General features: G+C 36.5%; 21 protein-coding genes. 9 read left to right on the forward strand and 12 right to left on the reverse strand.

Annotated features, from left to right (window positions below):
* The first annotated feature begins 55 nt into the window (after positions 1 to 55).
* Positions 56 to 1,366 carry an NCS2 family permease gene (locus JUD45_RS01435; protein WP_308438514.1) on the forward strand — a complete coding sequence of 437 codons (1,311 nt, stop codon included), beginning with the start codon at positions 56 to 58 and terminating at the stop codon, positions 1,364 to 1,366.
* Positions 1,367 to 1,418: 52 nt separating this feature from the next.
* Here JUD45_RS01435 and JUD45_RS01440 read toward each other — a convergent pair whose 3' ends face one another.
* Positions 1,419 to 1,769 carry a fluoride efflux transporter FluC gene (locus JUD45_RS01440; protein WP_203619516.1) on the reverse strand — a complete coding sequence of 117 codons (351 nt, stop codon included), beginning with the start codon at positions 1,767 to 1,769 and terminating at the stop codon, positions 1,419 to 1,421.
* Positions 1,766 to 2,149 carry a fluoride efflux transporter FluC gene (locus JUD45_RS01445; RefSeq protein WP_138727224.1) on the reverse strand — a complete coding sequence of 128 codons (384 nt, stop codon included), beginning with the start codon at positions 2,147 to 2,149 and terminating at the stop codon, positions 1,766 to 1,768. The genes JUD45_RS01440 and JUD45_RS01445 overlap by 4 nt, the downstream gene beginning before the upstream one ends.
* Before the next feature lie 249 nt (positions 2,150 to 2,398).
* Here JUD45_RS01445 and scrK point away from each other — a divergent pair, with 249 nt between their 5' ends.
* The 3 genes from scrK to JUD45_RS01460 all read left to right on the forward strand — a co-directional run bounded on the left by scrK (position 2,399) and on the right by JUD45_RS01460 (position 4,958).
* Positions 2,399 to 3,283, forward strand: coding sequence for a fructokinase ScrK (gene scrK, locus JUD45_RS01450; protein ID WP_203619517.1), 885 nt, complete (start codon positions 2,399 to 2,401; stop codon positions 3,281 to 3,283).
* A gap of 262 nt (positions 3,284 to 3,545) precedes the next feature.
* Positions 3,546 to 4,547: a zinc-dependent alcohol dehydrogenase family protein gene (locus JUD45_RS01455; RefSeq protein ID WP_034532357.1), complete on the forward strand. Its 1,002-nt coding sequence runs from the start codon at positions 3,546 to 3,548 to the stop codon at positions 4,545 to 4,547.
* An 18-nt stretch (positions 4,548 to 4,565) separates the two neighbouring features.
* Positions 4,566 to 4,958 carry a VOC family protein gene (locus tag JUD45_RS01460; RefSeq protein WP_138727226.1) on the forward strand — a complete coding sequence of 131 codons (393 nt, stop codon included), beginning with the start codon at positions 4,566 to 4,568 and terminating at the stop codon, positions 4,956 to 4,958.
* Positions 4,959 to 5,006: 48 nt separating this feature from the next.
* Here the strand turns inward: JUD45_RS01460 and lepA are convergent, their stop codons facing one another.
* The 6 genes from lepA to JUD45_RS01490 form a co-directional block, all read right to left on the reverse strand.
* A complete protein-coding gene (gene lepA / locus JUD45_RS01465) occupies positions 5,007 to 6,800 on the reverse strand; it encodes a translation elongation factor 4 (protein ID WP_203619518.1) in 1,794 nt (597 codons plus the stop codon).
* 13 nt (positions 6,801 to 6,813) lie between these two features.
* Positions 6,814 to 7,458: a TetR/AcrR family transcriptional regulator gene (locus JUD45_RS01470; RefSeq protein ID WP_138727227.1), complete on the reverse strand. Its 645-nt coding sequence runs from the start codon at positions 7,456 to 7,458 to the stop codon at positions 6,814 to 6,816.
* 101 nt (positions 7,459 to 7,559) lie between these two features.
* A complete protein-coding gene (locus JUD45_RS01475; protein WP_203619519.1) occupies positions 7,560 to 8,894 on the reverse strand; it encodes a glycoside hydrolase family 25 domain-containing protein in 1,335 nt (444 codons plus the stop codon).
* 74 nt (positions 8,895 to 8,968) lie between these two features.
* Positions 8,969 to 9,667 carry a hypothetical protein gene (locus tag JUD45_RS01480; RefSeq protein ID WP_203619520.1) on the reverse strand — a complete coding sequence of 233 codons (699 nt, stop codon included), beginning with the start codon at positions 9,665 to 9,667 and terminating at the stop codon, positions 8,969 to 8,971.
* A 75-nt stretch (positions 9,668 to 9,742) separates the two neighbouring features.
* Positions 9,743 to 10,537 carry a metal ABC transporter permease gene (locus JUD45_RS01485; protein ID WP_034534243.1) on the reverse strand — a complete coding sequence of 265 codons (795 nt, stop codon included), beginning with the start codon at positions 10,535 to 10,537 and terminating at the stop codon, positions 9,743 to 9,745.
* 8 nt (positions 10,538 to 10,545) lie between these two features.
* The gene (locus JUD45_RS01490) at positions 10,546 to 11,214 is read right to left on the reverse strand and encodes a metal ABC transporter ATP-binding protein (protein ID WP_236018462.1); all 669 of its coding nucleotides are present in this window, start codon (positions 11,212 to 11,214) and stop codon (positions 10,546 to 10,548) included.
* Between the two features lie 128 nt (positions 11,215 to 11,342).
* On the opposite strand from JUD45_RS01490, the gene JUD45_RS01495 reads away from it, so the two are divergent.
* From JUD45_RS01495 to JUD45_RS01505, 3 genes are all read left to right on the forward strand, one after another.
* Positions 11,343 to 12,206, forward strand: a complete 864-nt coding sequence (locus JUD45_RS01495; RefSeq protein WP_138727231.1) for an N-acetylmuramoyl-L-alanine amidase family protein — start codon at positions 11,343 to 11,345, stop codon at positions 12,204 to 12,206.
* 156 nt (positions 12,207 to 12,362) lie between these two features.
* Positions 12,363 to 12,680, forward strand: coding sequence for a hypothetical protein (locus JUD45_RS01500; RefSeq protein ID WP_138727232.1), 318 nt, complete (start codon positions 12,363 to 12,365; stop codon positions 12,678 to 12,680).
* Between the two features lie 490 nt (positions 12,681 to 13,170).
* Complete coding sequence (locus tag JUD45_RS01505) at positions 13,171 to 13,482, forward strand: hypothetical protein (RefSeq protein WP_187156025.1); 312 nt, start codon at positions 13,171 to 13,173, stop codon at positions 13,480 to 13,482.
* 27 nt (positions 13,483 to 13,509) lie between these two features.
* Here the strand turns inward: JUD45_RS01505 and JUD45_RS01510 are convergent, their stop codons facing one another.
* From JUD45_RS01510 to JUD45_RS01525, 4 genes are all read right to left on the reverse strand, one after another.
* Positions 13,510 to 14,229, reverse strand: coding sequence for a hypothetical protein (locus tag JUD45_RS01510; protein ID WP_203619521.1), 720 nt, complete (start codon positions 14,227 to 14,229; stop codon positions 13,510 to 13,512).
* On the reverse strand, positions 14,222 to 15,121 hold the full coding sequence (locus tag JUD45_RS01515; RefSeq protein ID WP_203619522.1) for an XRE family transcriptional regulator: 900 nt from the start codon (positions 15,119 to 15,121) through the stop codon (positions 14,222 to 14,224). Before JUD45_RS01515 ends, JUD45_RS01510 begins: the two co-directional genes overlap by 8 nt.
* Before the next feature lie 219 nt (positions 15,122 to 15,340).
* Entirely contained in the window at positions 15,341 to 16,258 is a 918-nt protein-coding gene (locus tag JUD45_RS01520) for a DMT family transporter (protein WP_138727234.1), read from the reverse strand.
* A gap of 103 nt (positions 16,259 to 16,361) precedes the next feature.
* The gene (locus tag JUD45_RS01525; RefSeq protein ID WP_138727235.1) at positions 16,362 to 17,582 is read right to left on the reverse strand and encodes an MFS transporter; all 1,221 of its coding nucleotides are present in this window, start codon (positions 17,580 to 17,582) and stop codon (positions 16,362 to 16,364) included.
* A gap of 270 nt (positions 17,583 to 17,852) precedes the next feature.
* Here JUD45_RS01525 and pyrF point away from each other — a divergent pair, with 270 nt between their 5' ends.
* Both pyrF and pyrE read left to right on the forward strand, forming a co-directional pair.
* Positions 17,853 to 18,572: an orotidine-5'-phosphate decarboxylase gene (gene pyrF, locus JUD45_RS01530; RefSeq protein WP_203619523.1), complete on the forward strand. Its 720-nt coding sequence runs from the start codon at positions 17,853 to 17,855 to the stop codon at positions 18,570 to 18,572.
* Positions 18,572 to 19,198, forward strand: a complete 627-nt coding sequence (gene pyrE, locus JUD45_RS01535; RefSeq protein WP_138727237.1) for an orotate phosphoribosyltransferase — start codon at positions 18,572 to 18,574, stop codon at positions 19,196 to 19,198. Before pyrF ends, pyrE begins: the two co-directional genes overlap by 1 nt.
* Positions 19,199 to 19,287: the final 89 nt, after the last annotated feature.

Consider the following 19,287-nt stretch of genomic DNA (forward strand, 5'->3'; position numbering starts at 1 on the left):
ATGGTAATATATACGTATAATATTAATAAATACGAACATTAAAGGAGAATGTTTCATGTTAAAGGGAATTGCTAATTTCTTTCATTTTGATGAACTAGGTACTAACTACCGTACTGAATTCATCGCTGGGTTAACTACCTTCGTTTCAATGGTTTACATTCTATTCGTAAACCCAAACGTTATGAGTGCTTCAGGTATCGATAAGGGTGCCATGTTCACCGCAACAGCACTTGCAACTGCTCTTGGATGTTTCTTAATGGGAATCATCGCTAACTACCCAATCGCTTTATCTACCAGTTTGGGTACTAACGCTTTCTTCGCCTACTCAGTCTGTGTGGGTATGAAGGTTCCTTGGCAAACAGCGCTATCCGGTACATTTATCGCAGCTATTATTTTCATGATTTTAACAGCGTTCAAGCTAAGAGAAACAATCATCGACGCTATCCCTGCTGATTTAAAGAGTGCCATTGCCGGTGGTATTGGTCTATTCATTGCCTTTCTTGGTCTAAACCAAGGTGGCCTAGTTGTTGCTGATAAGGCAACTCTAGTAACTCTTGGATCACTTCACGTTGGAAGTACTTGGTTAACTATCTTTGGTTTAATCCTAACCGTTGTATTAATGAGTGCCCGCGTTCCTGCAGCTATCTTTATTAGTATGGTTGCTACTACTATCTTAGGTATGGTTACTGGATTAATCGCTTTACCAACTCACGTAGTTTCAAGCGTTCCAAGTATCAAACCAATCTTCTTAACTGCAATTTCACACGTTACTGATATCAACACATTACAACTATGGATTGTTGTATTTACCTTCTTATTAGTTACCTTCTTCGATACCACTGGTACCCTAGTTGGTTTAGCTAAACAAGCTGGTTTCATCAAAGACAACAAGATTCCACGTATCGGACGTGCCCTAGGTTCTGACTCAATGGCCATGGTTGGTGGTTCTCTACTAGGTTCATCCCCAATGGGTGCCTTCGTTGAATCATCAGCAGGTATCGCCGTTGGTGGTCGTTCTGGTTTCACTGTAATTGTTACTGGTATCTTCTTCTTACTAGGAACATTCTTCTCACCACTACTTGGTGTAATTACCGATCAAGTTACTGCTCCTGCATTAATCGTTATCGGTATTCTAATGGCTAACGCCCTACGTGATATTCACTGGGACAAGTTCGAATTAGCTGCTCCATCATTCTTGATTGTATTAGGTATGCCACTTACTTACAGTATCTCAGATGGTATTGCTTTAGGTTTCATCGTATACCCAATCTCAATGTTAGCTGCTAAACGAGGAAAAGAAGTTAACCCATTAATGTACGTGCTAGGTGTAATCTTCATCATCTTCTTCTGGCTATTAAATGAATAACAAAACAAATAAAAAGAGACCTCTATGGAGGTCTCTTTTTTTGTGCCTAAATTTAAATCATGTAGCCAAGTAACGCCGCTAGAATCCCTAGCAATGCACTTAATAGGTAGTAAGCATATGCCATTACCTTTTTCTTGGTACTTAATTGCACCGTTTCGTTCATATAGGTAGAAAAAGTAGTATAGCCACCTAGAACTGCAATGGAAAAAGCAAGGACAAAAGTGTTTTTTGGTAATTGTCCGTTAACCAATCCTAGCAAAAAGGATCCGGTGATATTAATAAAGAAAGTCGCCACCGGAAAGGCGATTCCATTAAATAATTTCTTTAATCCATTCGTTACTCCATAACGAATTAGAGAACCAACAGCGGCACCTAAGCCGACAATTAAAACACTCTGTATCATAGTTGATCCTCCTTGTTTTCAAATTTACGCCCTAATCTAGTCCCAATCTGAGCTAATATTAAACCTCCGATTAGACTCACTAATACGTATAAAAGACCTAGACCAATTTTATTATTTAGGAATAAATTGATACTGTCGAATGAAAATGTTGAAAAAGTGGTAAATCCACCTACCAAGCCAACGCTTAGCCCTGTCATTAAATCATTCGATATCTCAATTAAATAAGGAAGTGCACCAGTAATAAAAGCTAGAACAAACGCACCAATTAAATTAATTATTATAGTCGCGATAAAATGATAATCTCCAGCTAAAAATGTAAAGTATCCTCGTAAAAGGCCGCCAATAAAGGCTAAAAGGAATATGTATAGTACTCTTCTCATCTAAAATTACCCTTTCTATTTATAAACATTCATAATAATAAATATTATCATACCTCATATATTTACTATACCAATTAGCATTTTTGCTTTGACATTTAGTCTATGAAAACTTATCATAATTAGAGAGTAATAACTTAAATTAAAAAACATTAGGAAAAAGCTTAAAATCTTAGATAAAAATTTTTAAAAACATTTTAAAACCGATTTATAGATAAGAATAAGAAGATATAAATAAGGAGCAATAACTTTATGTTACTGGGAAGCATAGAGGCTGGAGGCACAAAATTTGTTTGTGCTGTGGGTAACACTGACTACCAAGTGTTAGATAGTTTGGTAATTCCTACCACTACCCCTGCTGAAACTTTTAGCAAGGCAATCGCCTTCTTCAAACAATTCGAAGACCTTGCCGCACTAAGCATTTCATCATTCGGCCCAATTGAAATTAGAAAAGATTCCACCAAGTACGGTTACATTACCGAAACTCCCAAGCCTGGATGGTCAAATGAAAACTTTTTGGGAGCATTTAAAGAAGAATTCGATATTCCAATGTATTGGACAACCGATGTTAACGGATCTGTGTTTGGTGAATACGTTAATTTAAAAAATAGTGGTCAAAGATTAGATTCTTTGGTTTATTACACTATTGGTACCGGTGTTGGTGCTGGAATCATCATTAACGGTCAATTCGTAGGAGATATGGGACATCCTGAAATGGGTCACGTGAAGTTAAAACGTCACGAAGACGATCTAGATTTCGATGGAATTTGTCCATACCACAAAGACTGTCTTGAAGGACTAGTATGTGGTCCTACATTTGAAGCTCGTTTAGGTATGAAGGGTCAAGAAGTTGCTCAAACTAATCATGTTTGGGACATCATGGCTTACTATGTAGCCCAAGCTGCATTGCAAACTACACTAACTTTCAGACCTGCCAAAATTATTTTTGGTGGTGGCGTAGTTAGTGAAAAATTTCTCAAAAAGGTTAGATTTGAATTTTCTAAGCTATTAAATGGCTATATTGACATTAAGAACTTGGAAGAATATATTTCAACTCCAACCCTTGATGGAAACGGCTCTGCAACCTATGGAAACTTCGCTTTGGCAGATGCATTGATTAAGCACCAAGTTAAATAAGTTCAGTTTTACACAATCTAAAATTGAATTAATCAAATATTTTTATAAAAAAAGTTACACGGCGTAAAACGTTATTATATCAACGTTTTACGCCGTTTTTTCGTGCCTTTTATATAAACTTAAGAATTAAATTTCATCAAAACACTTTCATTTTTTTAAAAATGAGTTATTATAATACTTGTAAGTTTGTGAAAGTCTTAATTAATTCACAACTGCGTAAAAAAATAATACTTAAAATTCAATTTGGAAAGGATCTTGAATTATGAAAGCATTAGTTTTAACAGGCAAGAAACAATTAGAAATCCAAAACACTGAAATGCCAGAACCAAAGGCAAACGAAGTTGTTATCAACGCAAAATACGCTGGTATCTGTGGTACTGACTACGCACTATACAATGGTCTACCAGGTTCAGCAGACGCTGTTCCTCCAATCGTATTAGGTCACGAAAACTCAGGTGTTATCTCAGCTGTAGGTTCAGACGTTACTGATCTTAAAGTTGGCGACCGAGTAACTGTTGACCCTAACATCTACTGTGGTAAGTGTGACTACTGTCGTACAGCTCGTCCAGAACTATGTGACAACCTATCAGCCGTTGGTGTTACTAGAAATGGTGGTCTAGAAGAATACTTCACTGCACCAACTCAAGTTGTTTACAAGTTACCAGACAACGTTGACTTGAAGTCAGCTGCTACTTGTGAACCTATCTCATGTGCCGTTCACGGTATGGACTTATTAAACATCAAACCTTACCAAAAAGCTCTAGTTATTGGTGATGGTTACATGGGTCTAATCTTTGCACAATTACTACGTTCATACGGTGTTAAAGAAGTTGACTTAACTGGTCGTCATGATGACAAATTAGCTGCTGAAAAAGAAAAGCTAAACATTGACCGTGTTATCAACACTACTAAGGAAGAAATTCCAGCCGAATACGACGTTGTTATTGAAGCCGTTGGTCAACCAGCTACTCAAGAACAAGCAATCGAAGCAACTGTTAAGGGTGCTCAAGTATTGATGTTCGGTGTTGGTGCTCCAGATCAAAAATTCAGTATGAACACTTACGAAGTATTCAAGAAACAATTAACTATCCAAGGTGCATTCATCAACCCTAACTCATTCGAAGATGCTATTGCACTACTACAAAGTGGTAAAGTTAATGTTGAAAAGATTATTGACAACATCATCTCACTAGAAGACGTTGAAAGTGTCCTAAACGGTACTTCAAACCTAACTGGTAAATGTGTTGTTAAAGTTTCTGACTAATTTTTGGAGGCTTAAATTATGGCTTTAAACGATTACTTTGATGGTCTACAACATGTAGGTATCCCATCAAAAGACTTAGATAAAACAATCGAATTCTACAAATCACTTGGTTTTGACCAAGCAGGTTTATTCCACAATGGTGAAAACCGTTGTGCCTTCATGAGATACGGTAACTTAACCGTTGAAACATGGGAAGGCGATCCAGTTGCAATGGAAAATGGTGCTATCAACCATATTTCAATGAACTGTACTGATGTTGATAAAGCATTCGCAGCCGCTAAAGAACAAGGCTTCAATGTTTTAGACGACGAAATCCAATCAATCCCTACTTTCTGGGACAACGGAATCCGTTTCTTCAACATTCAAGGTCCTAATCACGAAAAGATCGAATTTTGCCAAATTGTAAAATAATATCTTTCGATCTTAAAAAGCACTCAAGCTTATGCTTGGGTGCTTTTTTTATTCAATATTTAAGATGGCATCGAATACCGATTGTGGTAGTTGAATTGCTTCACTAGCACTCTTTCGTTTGTTCAGACTTTGACGACGCAATAGTGCTTGTTTCTTTGAAACACTCTTCTTGTCGCCACTAACCGCCGCATTCTTTCTCAATGGTGGTACATCCACCCTTGCCACCACTCTACCCTCAATATATCCCTGTACAGGCATTGGATATAGTTTACGGGGAATTACATACTTTAGTTTATGAACGATTTCTTGAGCCAATTTTTCGGCATTCAAGCGATGAACGATAAAGGTTAGTTCATCCACTGGTGCATAGTTCACATCAATCGTGATTTTAACAATATCCGATTCGACATATTCCATGAATTGACTGTCGTATGTCGCGAACCCATGGGTAATTGACTTCAATTGATTGAAGAAATTAAACGCAATTTCGGCCAATGGAACGCTATAAGTCATCTTCACCAATTGATCCGTGTTATCCATGTCCAGTAGAACTCCGCGACTCTTACTTAATAGTGTCAGCACATCGTTGACCGTCTCACTTGGTGTTTCAATAACGACCTTATTGAATGGTTCTTCAATTGTCTTTAAGAGAGAAAAGTCCGGTAAATCAGATGGATTATTAATCGTCTTCAATCTGGAATCGTTCTTGGTGGTATAACGATAGTTAACGTTCGGCGAAGTGATAATCACGGACATACCAAACTCGTTAATTAGTCTTTCGCGGACAATCTGGAGATGAAACATCCCCAAAAAGCCACAACGATAACCTGGTCCCAGTGAATTTGAAACGTGTTCGACGAATTCAATCGACGAATCGTTTAGTTTCAACTTTTCCATCGCTACTTTTAAATCATCAAAGTCGGCATCCTTGGGATAAATTCCCGCAAAAACAACACTATGGGCTGGTTGATATCCAGCCACTGCCTGCTTAGTTTGGCGAGCTTGACCAGTGATGGTGTCACCTACACGCACGTCGGCTGGATCCTTGATTCCGGTGATGACATAACCGATATCACCCGATTTTAATTCCTTCAATGGTAATAATTGTGGACTGAAAATACCTATCTCTGGAGTTTCGAACTTTACCCTTTGATTCATCGACATTAGTTTATCATTGGCCTTAATTGTTCCATCAATGACCTTCACGTATGCGACGACTCCTTGATATGAGTCATAGTGTGAATCAAATATCATCGCCTTTATTGGCTTGGTTTCATCACCCTGGGGACTTGGAATACGGTTGACGATTACTTCTAATACTTTATCGACATTCAAACCGGTCTTGGCTGAAATATGAATAATGTCGTGCTCTAAAAACGATTCATCTAATTCATAAAGTTGTTGTTCACACATATCAACCTGAGCGCTTTGGTTATCGACTTTATTGATGACAGGAATAATCACTAAGTTGTTGTTTTTAGCGATACGATAATTGGCAACCGTTTGGGCTTGGACGCCCTTGGTCGCATCCACCAACAAGATGACTCCGTCACTAGCTGAGACACTCTTTTCAACCTCATAGTTAAAATCGACGTGTCCAGGTGTATCGATTAAGTTTAATTCGTATTCTTGACCATCTTTTGCGCGATAAATATTACGAACCGTCTTCGATCTAACGGTTACTCCATGGTCTTGTTCGACTTTCATGTCATCTAAAACCTGTTCTTCGTTGCCACGAAAACTAAAAGTATCAGTCATCTTCATAATTTGATCGGACAACGTCGATTTACCATGATCGATGTGGGCAACAATCGAAAAATTACGAATGTTTTCTTGTTTCATCATAGTTACTCCTTTATTTGCCAAGTAACCCCGTTAGATAAAAATCAAAAGTTTCAACTGAATCATTTAGGATACTAATCTGAAAATCATCCATATTAACCGGAATTGGTTCTTGGTTAAACGAATCCAGATTAGACAAATTAATTAACCCACTGGCAATACTACTTTGAATAATGAAAATTTTGTTTGCCGTCTTTACATCAACAGACGGGCATAAAGAGTTAATTAATTCGGCTAATTGTTCATGAACTTCGTATAGCTTCTTTCTCCCCTCAATTGTCTCTTCTCTAGAAGCCTTTCCCTCCAAAACAGGGCCTCTTAATGCATTTAACTTAATGAGCGTTAGATGATTTTCAATTAAATCCCTGGTATTGGATAATAGAAAAGATTTAAGTTCAGGTATCGTTGTTAACTTGGCTTGTATTAATTGATTTATTGTTTGTAAAAAGAATTCTTGATATCCTACCAATAGTAGGTGCATGAATATATTTTCCTTTGTCTTGAAGTAATTAAATACTGTTCCCTTAGCGACATTACTTCTTTGCGCAATCGCATTGATGGAAATATCATAAAAATCATTTTCTTCAAACATTTTCAATGCAGTTTCAGCAATCAACGCTTGTTTTCGTTGCTTTTCATCAGCAGTTTTAATATTCATGATAGACTCCTTTTTCTAAATTGACCATTGGTCATTATTGTATATTAAGAAAGAAATTAATACAACAAAAAACGCCTGATCTTTTAAATCAGACGTTTTTATTATGCAGCACGGTAAGCATATTTCTTAGCGTGTTTATGATGAAGCTTCTTTACATTGTATTTGTAGTGCTTCTTAGTCTTGTTATGCTTCTTAGTCTTATAAGAATGATGTAACTTCTTGTGCTTCAAGTTCTTCTTAACGCGGTAACTAAGCTTCTTTGCATATTTGTACTTGGTATGCTTACGAGTCTTCTTCTTAGCTAACTTGTAAGTGTATTTCTTCTTACTGTGCTTTTTGTACTTCTTAGCATGATGCTTAGCGATACGTTTCTTTGTAGCATGGTTTAGCTTGTAAGTGTACTTACTATGCTTTTTAGCGTGCTTCTTGTAAGCCTTCTTGTGACTCACCTTTTTAGTAGCAGCACTTGCATATTTATAAGTATTTTTAGCTGCATCAATCTTCTTAGTAACGTTCTTTTTGACCTGGTATGAACGTTTTACATGCTTCTTAGTATTATGGTTAACTTTATTAGCAAGTGGTGTGTATTGGACCTTTTTAGCCTTTTTATGGGTAGTCTTAGCAATCACTTGTTTCTTAGTAGCCTTATGTAACACATTTGTCTTAGCTTGTTTTTTGATGTGTCTTGCTGTCCCTGTTTTGGCAACTGTTCTTTGTTGACCATTAGCAGTATTTTCAGTAGTCCAAAATGCTAGCTTACGACCACCAAGTGGAATCGTATCAGCATCTAGTGCTTCCCCAAGCGCCTTACTTTGGTACTTGTCAGTATATTGCCACAAATCGTAATTATATCTTGGATTTGGGGTGTAGTTGGTGTAATTAGCCAACCAGACTGCAGTATATGCGTTCAACGTACTTTGTTGGAACTGATCCAAGGTTGATTGTGAACTGTAAAAGATAACTGGTTGATTGGTTAGACGTTTCATCGTCTTTGCCCAACTAACCGCTCCTTGGTCAGAAGTATTTGTAAAACCAATTTCAAAATCATTTACATAGAATCTAGCATTTGGCGCTAGTGAATATAAACGACGTGCTTCTTGTCTAGCTTGAGCTGGATTAGTATAACGGCTATAGCTGTATACACCATATGGAATGCCATACTTATCCATCAAACTGATATTATTATTAACCTGACGATCGTGATATTGACCATCTTGCATTCTCAAAACAACGAATTTAACTTCATTTTTTAAATTCATCACTTGTTGATCGCTTAGTTGCCCCTGAAATTCAGAAATATCATAAGCCACTGGTGTGTATGGTTTAAATGACTGAGTTGTATCAGCATGTGACTTGATACCATTCAAAGATAGGGCCATTGTTGATCCTAATGCCGCGGAAAATAATAAGTGCTTTATTTTTTTAGAATCATACATTTCCCAACACCTTCATTTCGAATATTTTTTCACAATAAAACCAGGTCAAAATAACCTGGTTTTTTGTAATGAATTTACTTAAGTGAAGTTACCATCTCAAGTGCAGTAGTTAGAGAGTTAGCTTTAATTGAGTAAACATCATTACCCTTTTGCCAAGTAATAGTTGCTGAACCATCGATTTCAGCAGTAATGCTACCCTTGCTTTCTGGAACTGGTAGGTTGTGGTTTTGGATGTAGTTAACTACAGTCTTACCCTTAGCCTTTGCAGCACCCTTGTACTTACCAAAGTTACTACCGTGTGTTAGTAGTGACCAGTTACCAAAGTTTGCTTGAATGTATTCTTGTCCGGCACCCTTATCTGAGTGACCAACAACGTTGTAACCTAACTTAACTGATGGTAGACCAGCAACGTTTGCAGCAGCTTGGTAGCCAACTTGTTGCATTGCTGCTGAGGCACTTTCGTAACTGTGTTTAGTATAGGTAGCGTATGTTGAACCATTGTTTAAGTAACTAATTGTAAAGTTAGTCTTGTTTCCATCCAACTTAGCGTTTACGCTTTGGCTTGAATCAAAACCATTACTTTGTGGTAGCTTTTCATTTCCTAATCTATTTGCAATTTTGTCATTGCTTGATGATGATGAACTCATCTTGCTAGTTTGAGTAGTTGAAGTTGAGCTTGATGCATCACTATTATCGCTTTTCTTTTGTCCACAAGCAGTTAAAACTAATCCTAAAACTGCAACTGCAGGTAAAATCTTCTTCCATGCTTTCATAATGTAGGACATCTCCTTAAAAACTATTTGAGATTAGTATAACAAAACATCAGTGTTACGTTAATAAAGTTTGTATTAAATTCTTGTTACTTTATCATAAATTACCGCAATAATATAGATAATAGTCTCAATCGTTGCGATAAAGAAACTTACTGGTAGGTTCGTTACAAAGCTTAAGTATAGACCAAACCAAGTCCCAATTAAAGAAAAGACAAACGTTAAAATGGTCATTGACCAAATACTATGAACGAAGTAGCGTGCTGATGAGGCTGGAATAGTCAATAAAGCAAAGATTAGAAGTGATCCTACGATTTGAGCTGTCACACTGACAGTACATGCTAGCAAGATTAAGAAAATTACAGATACTAAGGTATTGGCACGGGAATTAAAACTAGCACCAACATTATCAAATGAGTTGTATTTCAGTTTTCTATAAATCAGAGTAGTAATTACGATGATGGCAATACTTAAGCCCACCAATGTTTGAACATTGCTGTAACTAATTCCAACGATACTACCGAATAAGATGTTGGTAGCATAACTGGATTGAGTATCAGCCAATGATAGGAATAAAATCCCTAACCCGATGAAGAATACTGAGAAAACACTGATTGATGATTCACGGCGACTAACCCTAGAACCAACGGTTCCAATCATCAATGAACTTAAAACAGTGAATAATAGCATCCCTAAAATTGGGTTGGTTCCCAAGAAGACACCAAAAGATGCCCCTGAGAAACTAATTTCAGAAAGAGTATGCGTAAAGAAAGCCGTCTTTCTGGCAACAACGAATACCCCCATTAATCCACATAGAATTGAAATAAAGAAACTAGCAACGAAGGCATATTGCATAAATGGATAACTTAACATTTCTAACATTATTGGGCCTCCTTCACTGGTTTGATTGTTCCGGTTTGATTTGCGATGTTTAGATCGTAATCACCATATTGTTGTACTAAAACAGGGTCATGGGTGATAAATAATACCGCTGCACCGGTTTCAGCTATGACGCTTTTTACAACATCTAATAGCATGAACTTAGCTTCTTTATCCAAACTAGCAGTACTTTCGTCCAAGATTAATAATTTAGGTTTAGATACCAATGCTTGAGCCAAGTAAACTCGTTGTTGTTCCCCACCGGAGCAACTACCCAAAGGTGTGTTGGCCAAATCTTGTAGCTTGGTCATTTCGATAACCTTTTGGACACTTTGTTTTTCTTTTTTGCTTAACCATGGCAACATTGAATGTTGTAATCCCAATCCGATAAAATCAAATACGGTCAATGGATAATCATCATCAATATTTCTCAATTGTGGAATATATTGCATATCTGAGCGTTTGATTTTAGATTGAACGTGTTCATTTTTATTAAATTGTTTTAAAATAGTCTTTATTAATGTTGTCTTTCCAACACCGTTTTCCCCTGTAACGCAGGTTAAGGTTTGTGAAAAGACATCAAAAAACAAATCGTTAATTAATTTACGATTCTTAACAGCAACATTTAAATCATGTACTGATAAGATTAAATTGGATTCTTTACTCATCATTAATCCTCACTGTCTCAATTATTTATATATCATTGTAGTCGGATTATGAAAACAATCAAACATCTGATATATATTAATTTTTGTTATATAATTGATTTTAACATACATAATACAATCGAGGTGATAATTTGGTTAATCGTTTTATAAATAAACTTAAGGAAACCCCAAATAACAAGCTTATTTACCGCGGTGTCGTAACTTTTATCCTCTTAGTAATTTTAATAATCGAATTAGCCAGATTTTTATCATTACCTAAGGTTGATGCCACTACTTTATATTTACGTGAACAACCCAATGACGAATCAAAAGTGGTTGAAACAATTCCGCACGGTCGTCATTTGAGCATCATCAAGTCGAAAAATAACTGGTGGTATACAAAATATAATGGCAAAAAAGGTTGGGTGCCATCTTGGCTGGTTGGTGTCGATAATTATGACGTCAAAACAAGTGATAAATTAGCTCAAAAGACCATCATTATTGATCCTGGCCACGGGGGTGGCGATTCCGGTACACTTTCAGCCAATCAAAAGTACATGGAAAAAACGTATACCTTACAGACCGCTAAACAAGTGGCCGATGAGTTAAGAAAACGCCACGTCAATGTCGTGATGACTAGAACCGATGATACTTACGTGACATTGAAGAAACGAACTGACATGGCTAGTGATTATCACGCTGATCTCTTTGTTAGTTTCCACTTTAATTCTGATAACGGATACGGTAGGGCCAATGGATATGAAATTTACAACTACCACAAAAACGCCGTTAAGGTAGCTGATGTTGTTGATGATGGTCTAGATAATCTTCCCGTATCCAATCGTGGCATTTCATTTGGTAACTACTACGTCTTACGTGAAAACAACCGTCCCGCTATTTTATGTGAGATGGGATTCATGGATAGCTCACACGATCTTCCATATATTCAAAGTTCCAATTACCAACAACATGTAGCAAAAGATGTAGCAAAATCACTTGATAAATACTTTAATTAAATAAATTAATTATACAAAGTGTCTAAATTTAGACGCTTTTTTTGTGCTCAAAACGTTAATAAGACAACATTTATAACTTTTTTATATTTTTTAGTTATAATACATTTATGCTATAAAATACATATTAAGTAACATTAATGGAGGAAAAATACTATCATGAAAAAATCTACTAAGGTACGACTTTCCTTTCTCATTTTGGTTGGTCTCTCATTAGGATTTTTAGCAGAAGTATTTTTAACCATTTTTGATAACTGGACATCAAGAATAATTAGATCATCAACAATAGATGTGTTCTTTTCCATCTGCGGAATTTCTATTTGTGGTGTGGTTTTTCTTTTTTCTTATCTTGGTATCGTAAAAAGTGACGAAAAGTGGTCTATTAGAGGCTACTTCACATCATTTGTCTTTTATGATGTCATTGTTATTTTGGGCGGAATGTTTGGTAAATTCGTCCTACAATTGTTTATCAATTAATGATTAAAAATGTTCTACTTTATTAATTTATTTCTATGATATTAAAATTTTATATAAGTTTAAACGGATTCCATAGTAAGATGTTTTTCCTACACTATAATTAGAATATTACTTAACTATTCTAATTATGGGGGAAATATAGTGGATAATAAGACAAAAAATAGACTAATCAAATTATCCAGTATTGGAATTGTCCTAGGATTCACAGCGGAATTAGCGCTAACAATTCTATATTCATGGCAAATTGATTTTATTAAATCTTCATATATATATTTTGGCCTGTCCATTATATTAATGGTTTCGATTGGCCTTCTAATCATATACATGTTCCTAAGAATAATTATGGTATACCCTTTAGGATCAAATTTTCGTTACTTGCTACATTTTGCAATATACGATATATCAATACTAATTGGTGGATCCCTGGGTAAGGTTATACTGACGCTAATTATCAATAACCTAAAATAATAATCTATAGGAGTATTTTTTAATGAAAAAGCAACATTTTTCTCAATTAGTAAATATAGCTTTAATTGGATTCGAAACTGGTATCAGTTTATTAGTACTAGGTGATTTAACTCAATATATATTATTGGATCCCGAAGGAGCAAATCTGTTTGAAATCATATTTGGAGTAATTGCGATTATATTGTCATTAATCATTTTCTACGAATCCAACAAGAAATTTTATCCCCTAACGGATTTGCAATATCAAAAAAACTTATTATTATTTGAAGTTGCATTTTTCGTCGGTATATTTCTTGCTAAAACTATAATTGATTTAATTATTATATTCATATAAAAAGAGACCTCGTCGGAGGTCTCTTTTTTAGTGGATGCCTTTTTTTACTGCCCTAAAGAATAAGAATAAAATAATTGCTACGTGAATAACAAAAGTAAGTGCAAATAACCAAATTAGTTTCTCATAGCTACCACCATTTTGAATAACGTTGGCTAGTTTAATAACATAATATCCTGGGAATAATTTTTGAATATCGGTAACAACATCAAAAAATTTGTTCTGGGCGAAAGTGTAAAAAGGCATTATTAAAAGAGCAACCAAACACATAAATGGGAAGCCTGCCACATCTAATAAATCGGTTTTAGCAACTACCCCAATCAAAAATCCGACAAAACTAAAGTAAATCCCCAATGGCAATAAAATAATTATTAATAATAATGTAGATAGGTTAAAGGAAATTGCGCCAAAAATTCTTGCTTCCAATATCAATACACATAGGATAAGTAAATTCAGTAAAATTTGTTGCATCATCGAATCCATTATCCATCTAAACGGGGTATAAGGAGTGGTCTTAATCGCAATCAAATAATATTCCTTTGAATTACCTATCCTTTTCCCAAAGGTAACGATTGAATTACCTATTATGCCCATAAGCGCACTGATAATGAACCATGTCATTGTTAAATTTTTTGCAAATGTGCCGATTCCTAAATCCATAAGAATAAACCAAATCGCAGGAAAAACGATTGTAAACACTAAAAATCTTTTATTACGTAAAACTATTTTTAAATTAATTGTATTAATCATGATTCAAACCTCCGTTATTAGTGCGGTACCATTGTTCAACAGTTTGATTATGACTATGAATCTTATCAACATACATGTCATTTTCAATTCTGCCGTCCTTTAGCAATAGGACTCTCGAAAAGAACTTATCAATTTGGTTGAAGTCATGAGTCACCATTAGTATTGATCCGGTAACGTGTTCAAGATGGTTCCATAAAATATCAATTGTTTCCAAATCCATTCCTACTGTTGGTTCATCTAAAACTAGTAGCTTTGAAGGTGACATTAAACTTAATAGAAGAGATAGTCTGCGTTTTTGTCCACCTGATAATGAACCAACATAATGGTCCATTAATTCAGTAAAATTAAATTCTTTTACCAGGGATTCGATGTGGTTATTATCTTTTACTTTGTTTAGTAATTGGGTTAGTTTAAGTAGTTCCCTAACCTTCATATCATTAATCAAAACGTCGTTTTGAGGCATTAATTTTAAACCCTTTTTCTTGTTAAAATTAAATTTCACATCACCACTGTCAGCGTTTTTAAGTCCCGACATAATGCTAATCATTGTGGTCTTACCAGATCCGTTTAAACCTAATAGAGCAATCCTTTCATTATCATAAATATCTAGACTCAAATCGTTTAGCACTTGGTTGTCATATGATTTATTTATATGACTAATTGAAACTAATTTATCTTTATCTGACATGTTGCCCATAATTAAGTTGTCTAGACTGGTGTTAAAAATTTCAGCAATACTAATTAACTTGTCGATGCTGGGTTCAGATTCGCCATTTTCCCATTTTGAAATTGACTGTCTAGTAACGAATAATTTATTAGCTAACCCAGCCTGTGATAGTTGATTTTTTCGGCGTAAATCAATCAACTTTCTACTAAATATGTTTTTTTCCATTTAATCATTTCACTCCTTTTTTCGAATTACTTTTTATTATCACTAAAAATTTTTTTATGTATATAACATCCCTGATAAAAGCGGATAATCCTCTTTGACAACCTCGCAACCTAAAGTTGCATCGTTGTCATATCAACATTTATTATACATTTAATGTGAGCGAAAAACGGACAAGTTTAATCATAAATTAAAAAGAGACCTCCGAAGAGGTCTCTTTTTTTAATACAATTTGATAATGGCAACAGCGATTAACATCACAACTAAACCGATATATTTCATAATACCAACCGGTTTTTTCGGTGAATTCAATAGTCCGTATTTGTCGACCATTACACTTCCGAATAAGTTACCCAATAGAACTAAAACAACGGTTGTTCCGGCTCCGATTTGTGGACTTAAAAATGCGTTTGATAAAACGAAGATGGCACCCAAGACACCACCGAGCCAAATCCACCAAGGATTACCCTTTCCAATCGCATCTTTGGCGTGAACGTAGGAACGATCAACTAGTCCGGTAATCACAAATAAGATGATGGTACCGACTAAAAATGAGATAAATGCGGCATGAATTGGTGAGTGAAGAACTACGCCAAGATGACCGTTAACCGGTGCTTGGGAAGCTTGAAACATCCCCGCAACGATTCCTAGAATCTGCCAAGGTAATTGTTTGGCTTTATCGGCACCATCACTGCTCTTTTTATCTAAGACAACCATCAAGATACCAACGACTAGTAGAATGACACCGATTAATCTGATGATGGTAAAGGCATGGTGGTCAGCATCAAATAACGAGAAGTTATCGATAATCATCCCCATGATGATTTGACCCGTAATTGGCATAATCACCGTTTGCACCGCCCCTAGGTAAGGGAAAATTAAAACGTTAGTGGTTAAACCAATGACACCAAACAATCCGCCCAACCAAATCCATGCTGGTTGGCTTGTAAACAAGTTACTAGAAAAGAATAGTGATTGGCCACTCAATAAAGTGGCGAAAAGTAACGCGATGGTTCCAATCGTAAACGATAGCATTGAAGCTAGAAATGGTGATCCACCAGCTCGATTCTTCAAGTTTGTATTGACCGAGGTCTGAATGGGTAAGACCAATCCGGCTAAAATACCGAGTCCGTATAACATTAAAATGCCCCCTTAATTATGTACAATAAAACCTCCCGGCACGGGAGGTTTTTAGTTTATATATTATTATTACATGTAAAACCTAATTCGTCAGAATAAATGCTTATTCTTCAGTGGCTAGACCCTTCAATGCAGGAATAGTCATCATAGTGATGAAACTTATTAGGTATAGTACTGATAGCATTGCCATGATTACTAGTAATGAATGGCTTTCCATCAATAAACCGATAATGGCTGGTGAGAATCCACCGATTGCACGTCCGAATCCCATGATGAAGTTGTTTGCAGTTGAACGAACTTCGGTTGGGTATAGACGACTGATGATGGCACCGTAACCACCGTACATACCGTTTGAGAAGAAACCTAGTACGGTTGATGCTAGTAGTAATGTGAAACCATTGAATGAGAATGTGATTCCATATACCGCCACAGAAGCAACTAGTAGGAATAATCCAAAGGCCTTTCTAGGCCCAATCTTATCTAGGATAGTACCGAATGTTAACATTCCGGCACTCATACCAATGATAGTAACGATTGTCCATAGTGATGAACCAGCAACACTTAAACCAAGTTTCTTTTGCATGATTGAAGGTAACCAGTTAATTAAACCGTAGTATCCGGCAATTTGCACAATTACCATCACGATTAATGCGATAGTTTGGTATGCCAATCTTGGTGTTGCGAATAATTTCTTTACAGAAACCTTAGGACGCTTGCCTGTTTCCATTGTATCAATGAAATCTTGGCTTTCGTTTAGGTTCTTTCTAATGATGAAGGCAAAGAAGATTGGAATGATTCCGATTAGGAAAAGTGAACGCCAACCGAATGCTGGAATCATGATTGCGGCTAATACGGCTGCCATCATTGATCCAATTTGACCACCGATTGTGGTGATTGACACTGATTTTCCTAATTGCTTTTTCTTAAATGATTCAGCCACCATGGCAACACCTGAACCATATTCACCCCCGGCACCTAGGCCGACACAAAAACGTAAAATAGCAAAAGTAATAAAATTCTGGGCGAACATAATTCCGGCAGTTGAGATGGCGAAAATGAAGATGGTGTAGGTCAAAATACGTACTCGACCGAAACGGTCAGCTAAAAGACCAAATAAAATACCACCCAACAACGATCCAAAAGTAGTAACTGTTGAAAGCATTCCAGCAGCTGCAGTACTAATGTGTAAACCGATAATGATTGAAGACATTGCAAATGAGATGAATGAGATATCCATGCTTTCTAGCATTTGTCCAATCGATGTCGATGCTAAAACCCATTTTTGAGCCTTAGTCGTTGAAGTGTGGTCTTGCGTGTTTTCCATTATTCAATTCCTCCAAAATGAACGCTCACTGTCGTTCCTTATTTTTTTGAAATATCCGTTTTTAGATATTTTTTAAAACTATACTCTTTAATCTTTTCTAATGCAAGTTTCACTTTTTGGTTGCTTTATTCTGAGAAAAGCGTATATTGTAATCAACATATGATTTTAAATTAGTCCAGAGAGGCTAGTAAATCGACGAACGGAATAAATGGACCCTAATTTGTCGTATAGTCTCTGAGGCTATACGACTTTTTTGTTGGAGGGAAACGTATGAAACCAGTATTCATTGCACTAGATTTTATCGATGCAGACACTGCCTTGAAATTTTTAGAACCGTTTAAAGACGTCAAACCATTGGCGGTAAAGGTCGGAATGGAACTATTCTACCGCGAAGGAGCAAGTATTATCGAATCTCTTCGCAATCAAAATATCGATGTCTTTTTGGATTTAAAACTACACGATATTCCACACACCGTACAACAAGCTGCCAAACAAATCGGCCAATTGGATGTTCAATTCACCACCGTTCATTCTTTGGGTGGAAGCGAAATGATTAAGGATGCCAGACGCGGACTAGATGAAGGTGCTAAACAAGCAGGCGTCGCTGCACCACAACTACTTGCAGTGACACAACTAACCTCGACATCAGAAGAACAACTCCACGATGAAGAATTAGTCCCCGTTTCAATGGCCGAATCTGTATCCCATTTAGCTAAAATGGCCAGTCAAAGCGGTGCCGATGGCGTCATCTCCTCAGCACTAGAAAACAACCTAATTCATCAAGCGGTTTCTGATGGATTCAAGTGCATCAACCCCGGCATTCGCCTTCCCAGTAACAGTGTCGACGACCAAAAGAGAGTCGTGACCCCAACAAAAGCTTTTGAATTAAACTCCAGCGGAATCGTTGTGGGTAGAAGCATCACCAAATCAGACGATCCGGTTCAAACATACAAAGACATCTACAACGCAGTTAATGGAGGAATCAAATAATGAATACTAACCAATTAATCGCTTCAGACCTTTTAAAAATTAATGCCGTGACCCTCTCACCTAACGAACCGTTTACGTGGGCATCTGGTATCAAGGCGCCAATTTACACCGACAACAGAATCACCATTAGTTTCCCAGAAGTCCGTACCCACATTGCTGACGGTTTAGCCGAATTAATCCACAACAAGTTTCCCGAAGTCAAGGTAATTGGTGGTGTCGCAACAGCCGGAATCCCCCATGCCGCAATTGTTGCCGACAAGATGGACCTACCAATGATTTACGTACGTTCAAAACCAAAAGATCACGGTCGTGGTAAACAAATGGAAGGAAGCATCGACGCAAACGCCCCAATCGTTTTAATTGATGACTTACTTTCTACCGGAAAGAGCGTTTTAAACGCCGCTCAAGCACTTAAGAACGAAGGTTACAACGTGATTGGTGTCGTAGCCATCTTCTCATACGAACTTCCTGACAGTACTAAGAATTTCAAGGAAGCTGGTATTGAATTTGATACATTAACCAACTACTCCACAATTATCGAACAAGCCAAAGCAGAAAACAGTATTTCAGATGATGAACTAGTCGTGCTCCGTAAGTGGCGTGACGATCCATGGAACTGGATGTAACTAAAAAAATCCCTGACCTGAACCCCTAAAATTGGAAGATGGTTATGCTATTTTCTGGGAGGAATTGATCCGGTATTCAACCGGTGACA

The sequence above is a fragment of the Apilactobacillus nanyangensis genome (genome assembly GCF_016861915.1).
Classification (GTDB): domain Bacteria; phylum Bacillota; class Bacilli; order Lactobacillales; family Lactobacillaceae; genus Apilactobacillus; species Apilactobacillus nanyangensis.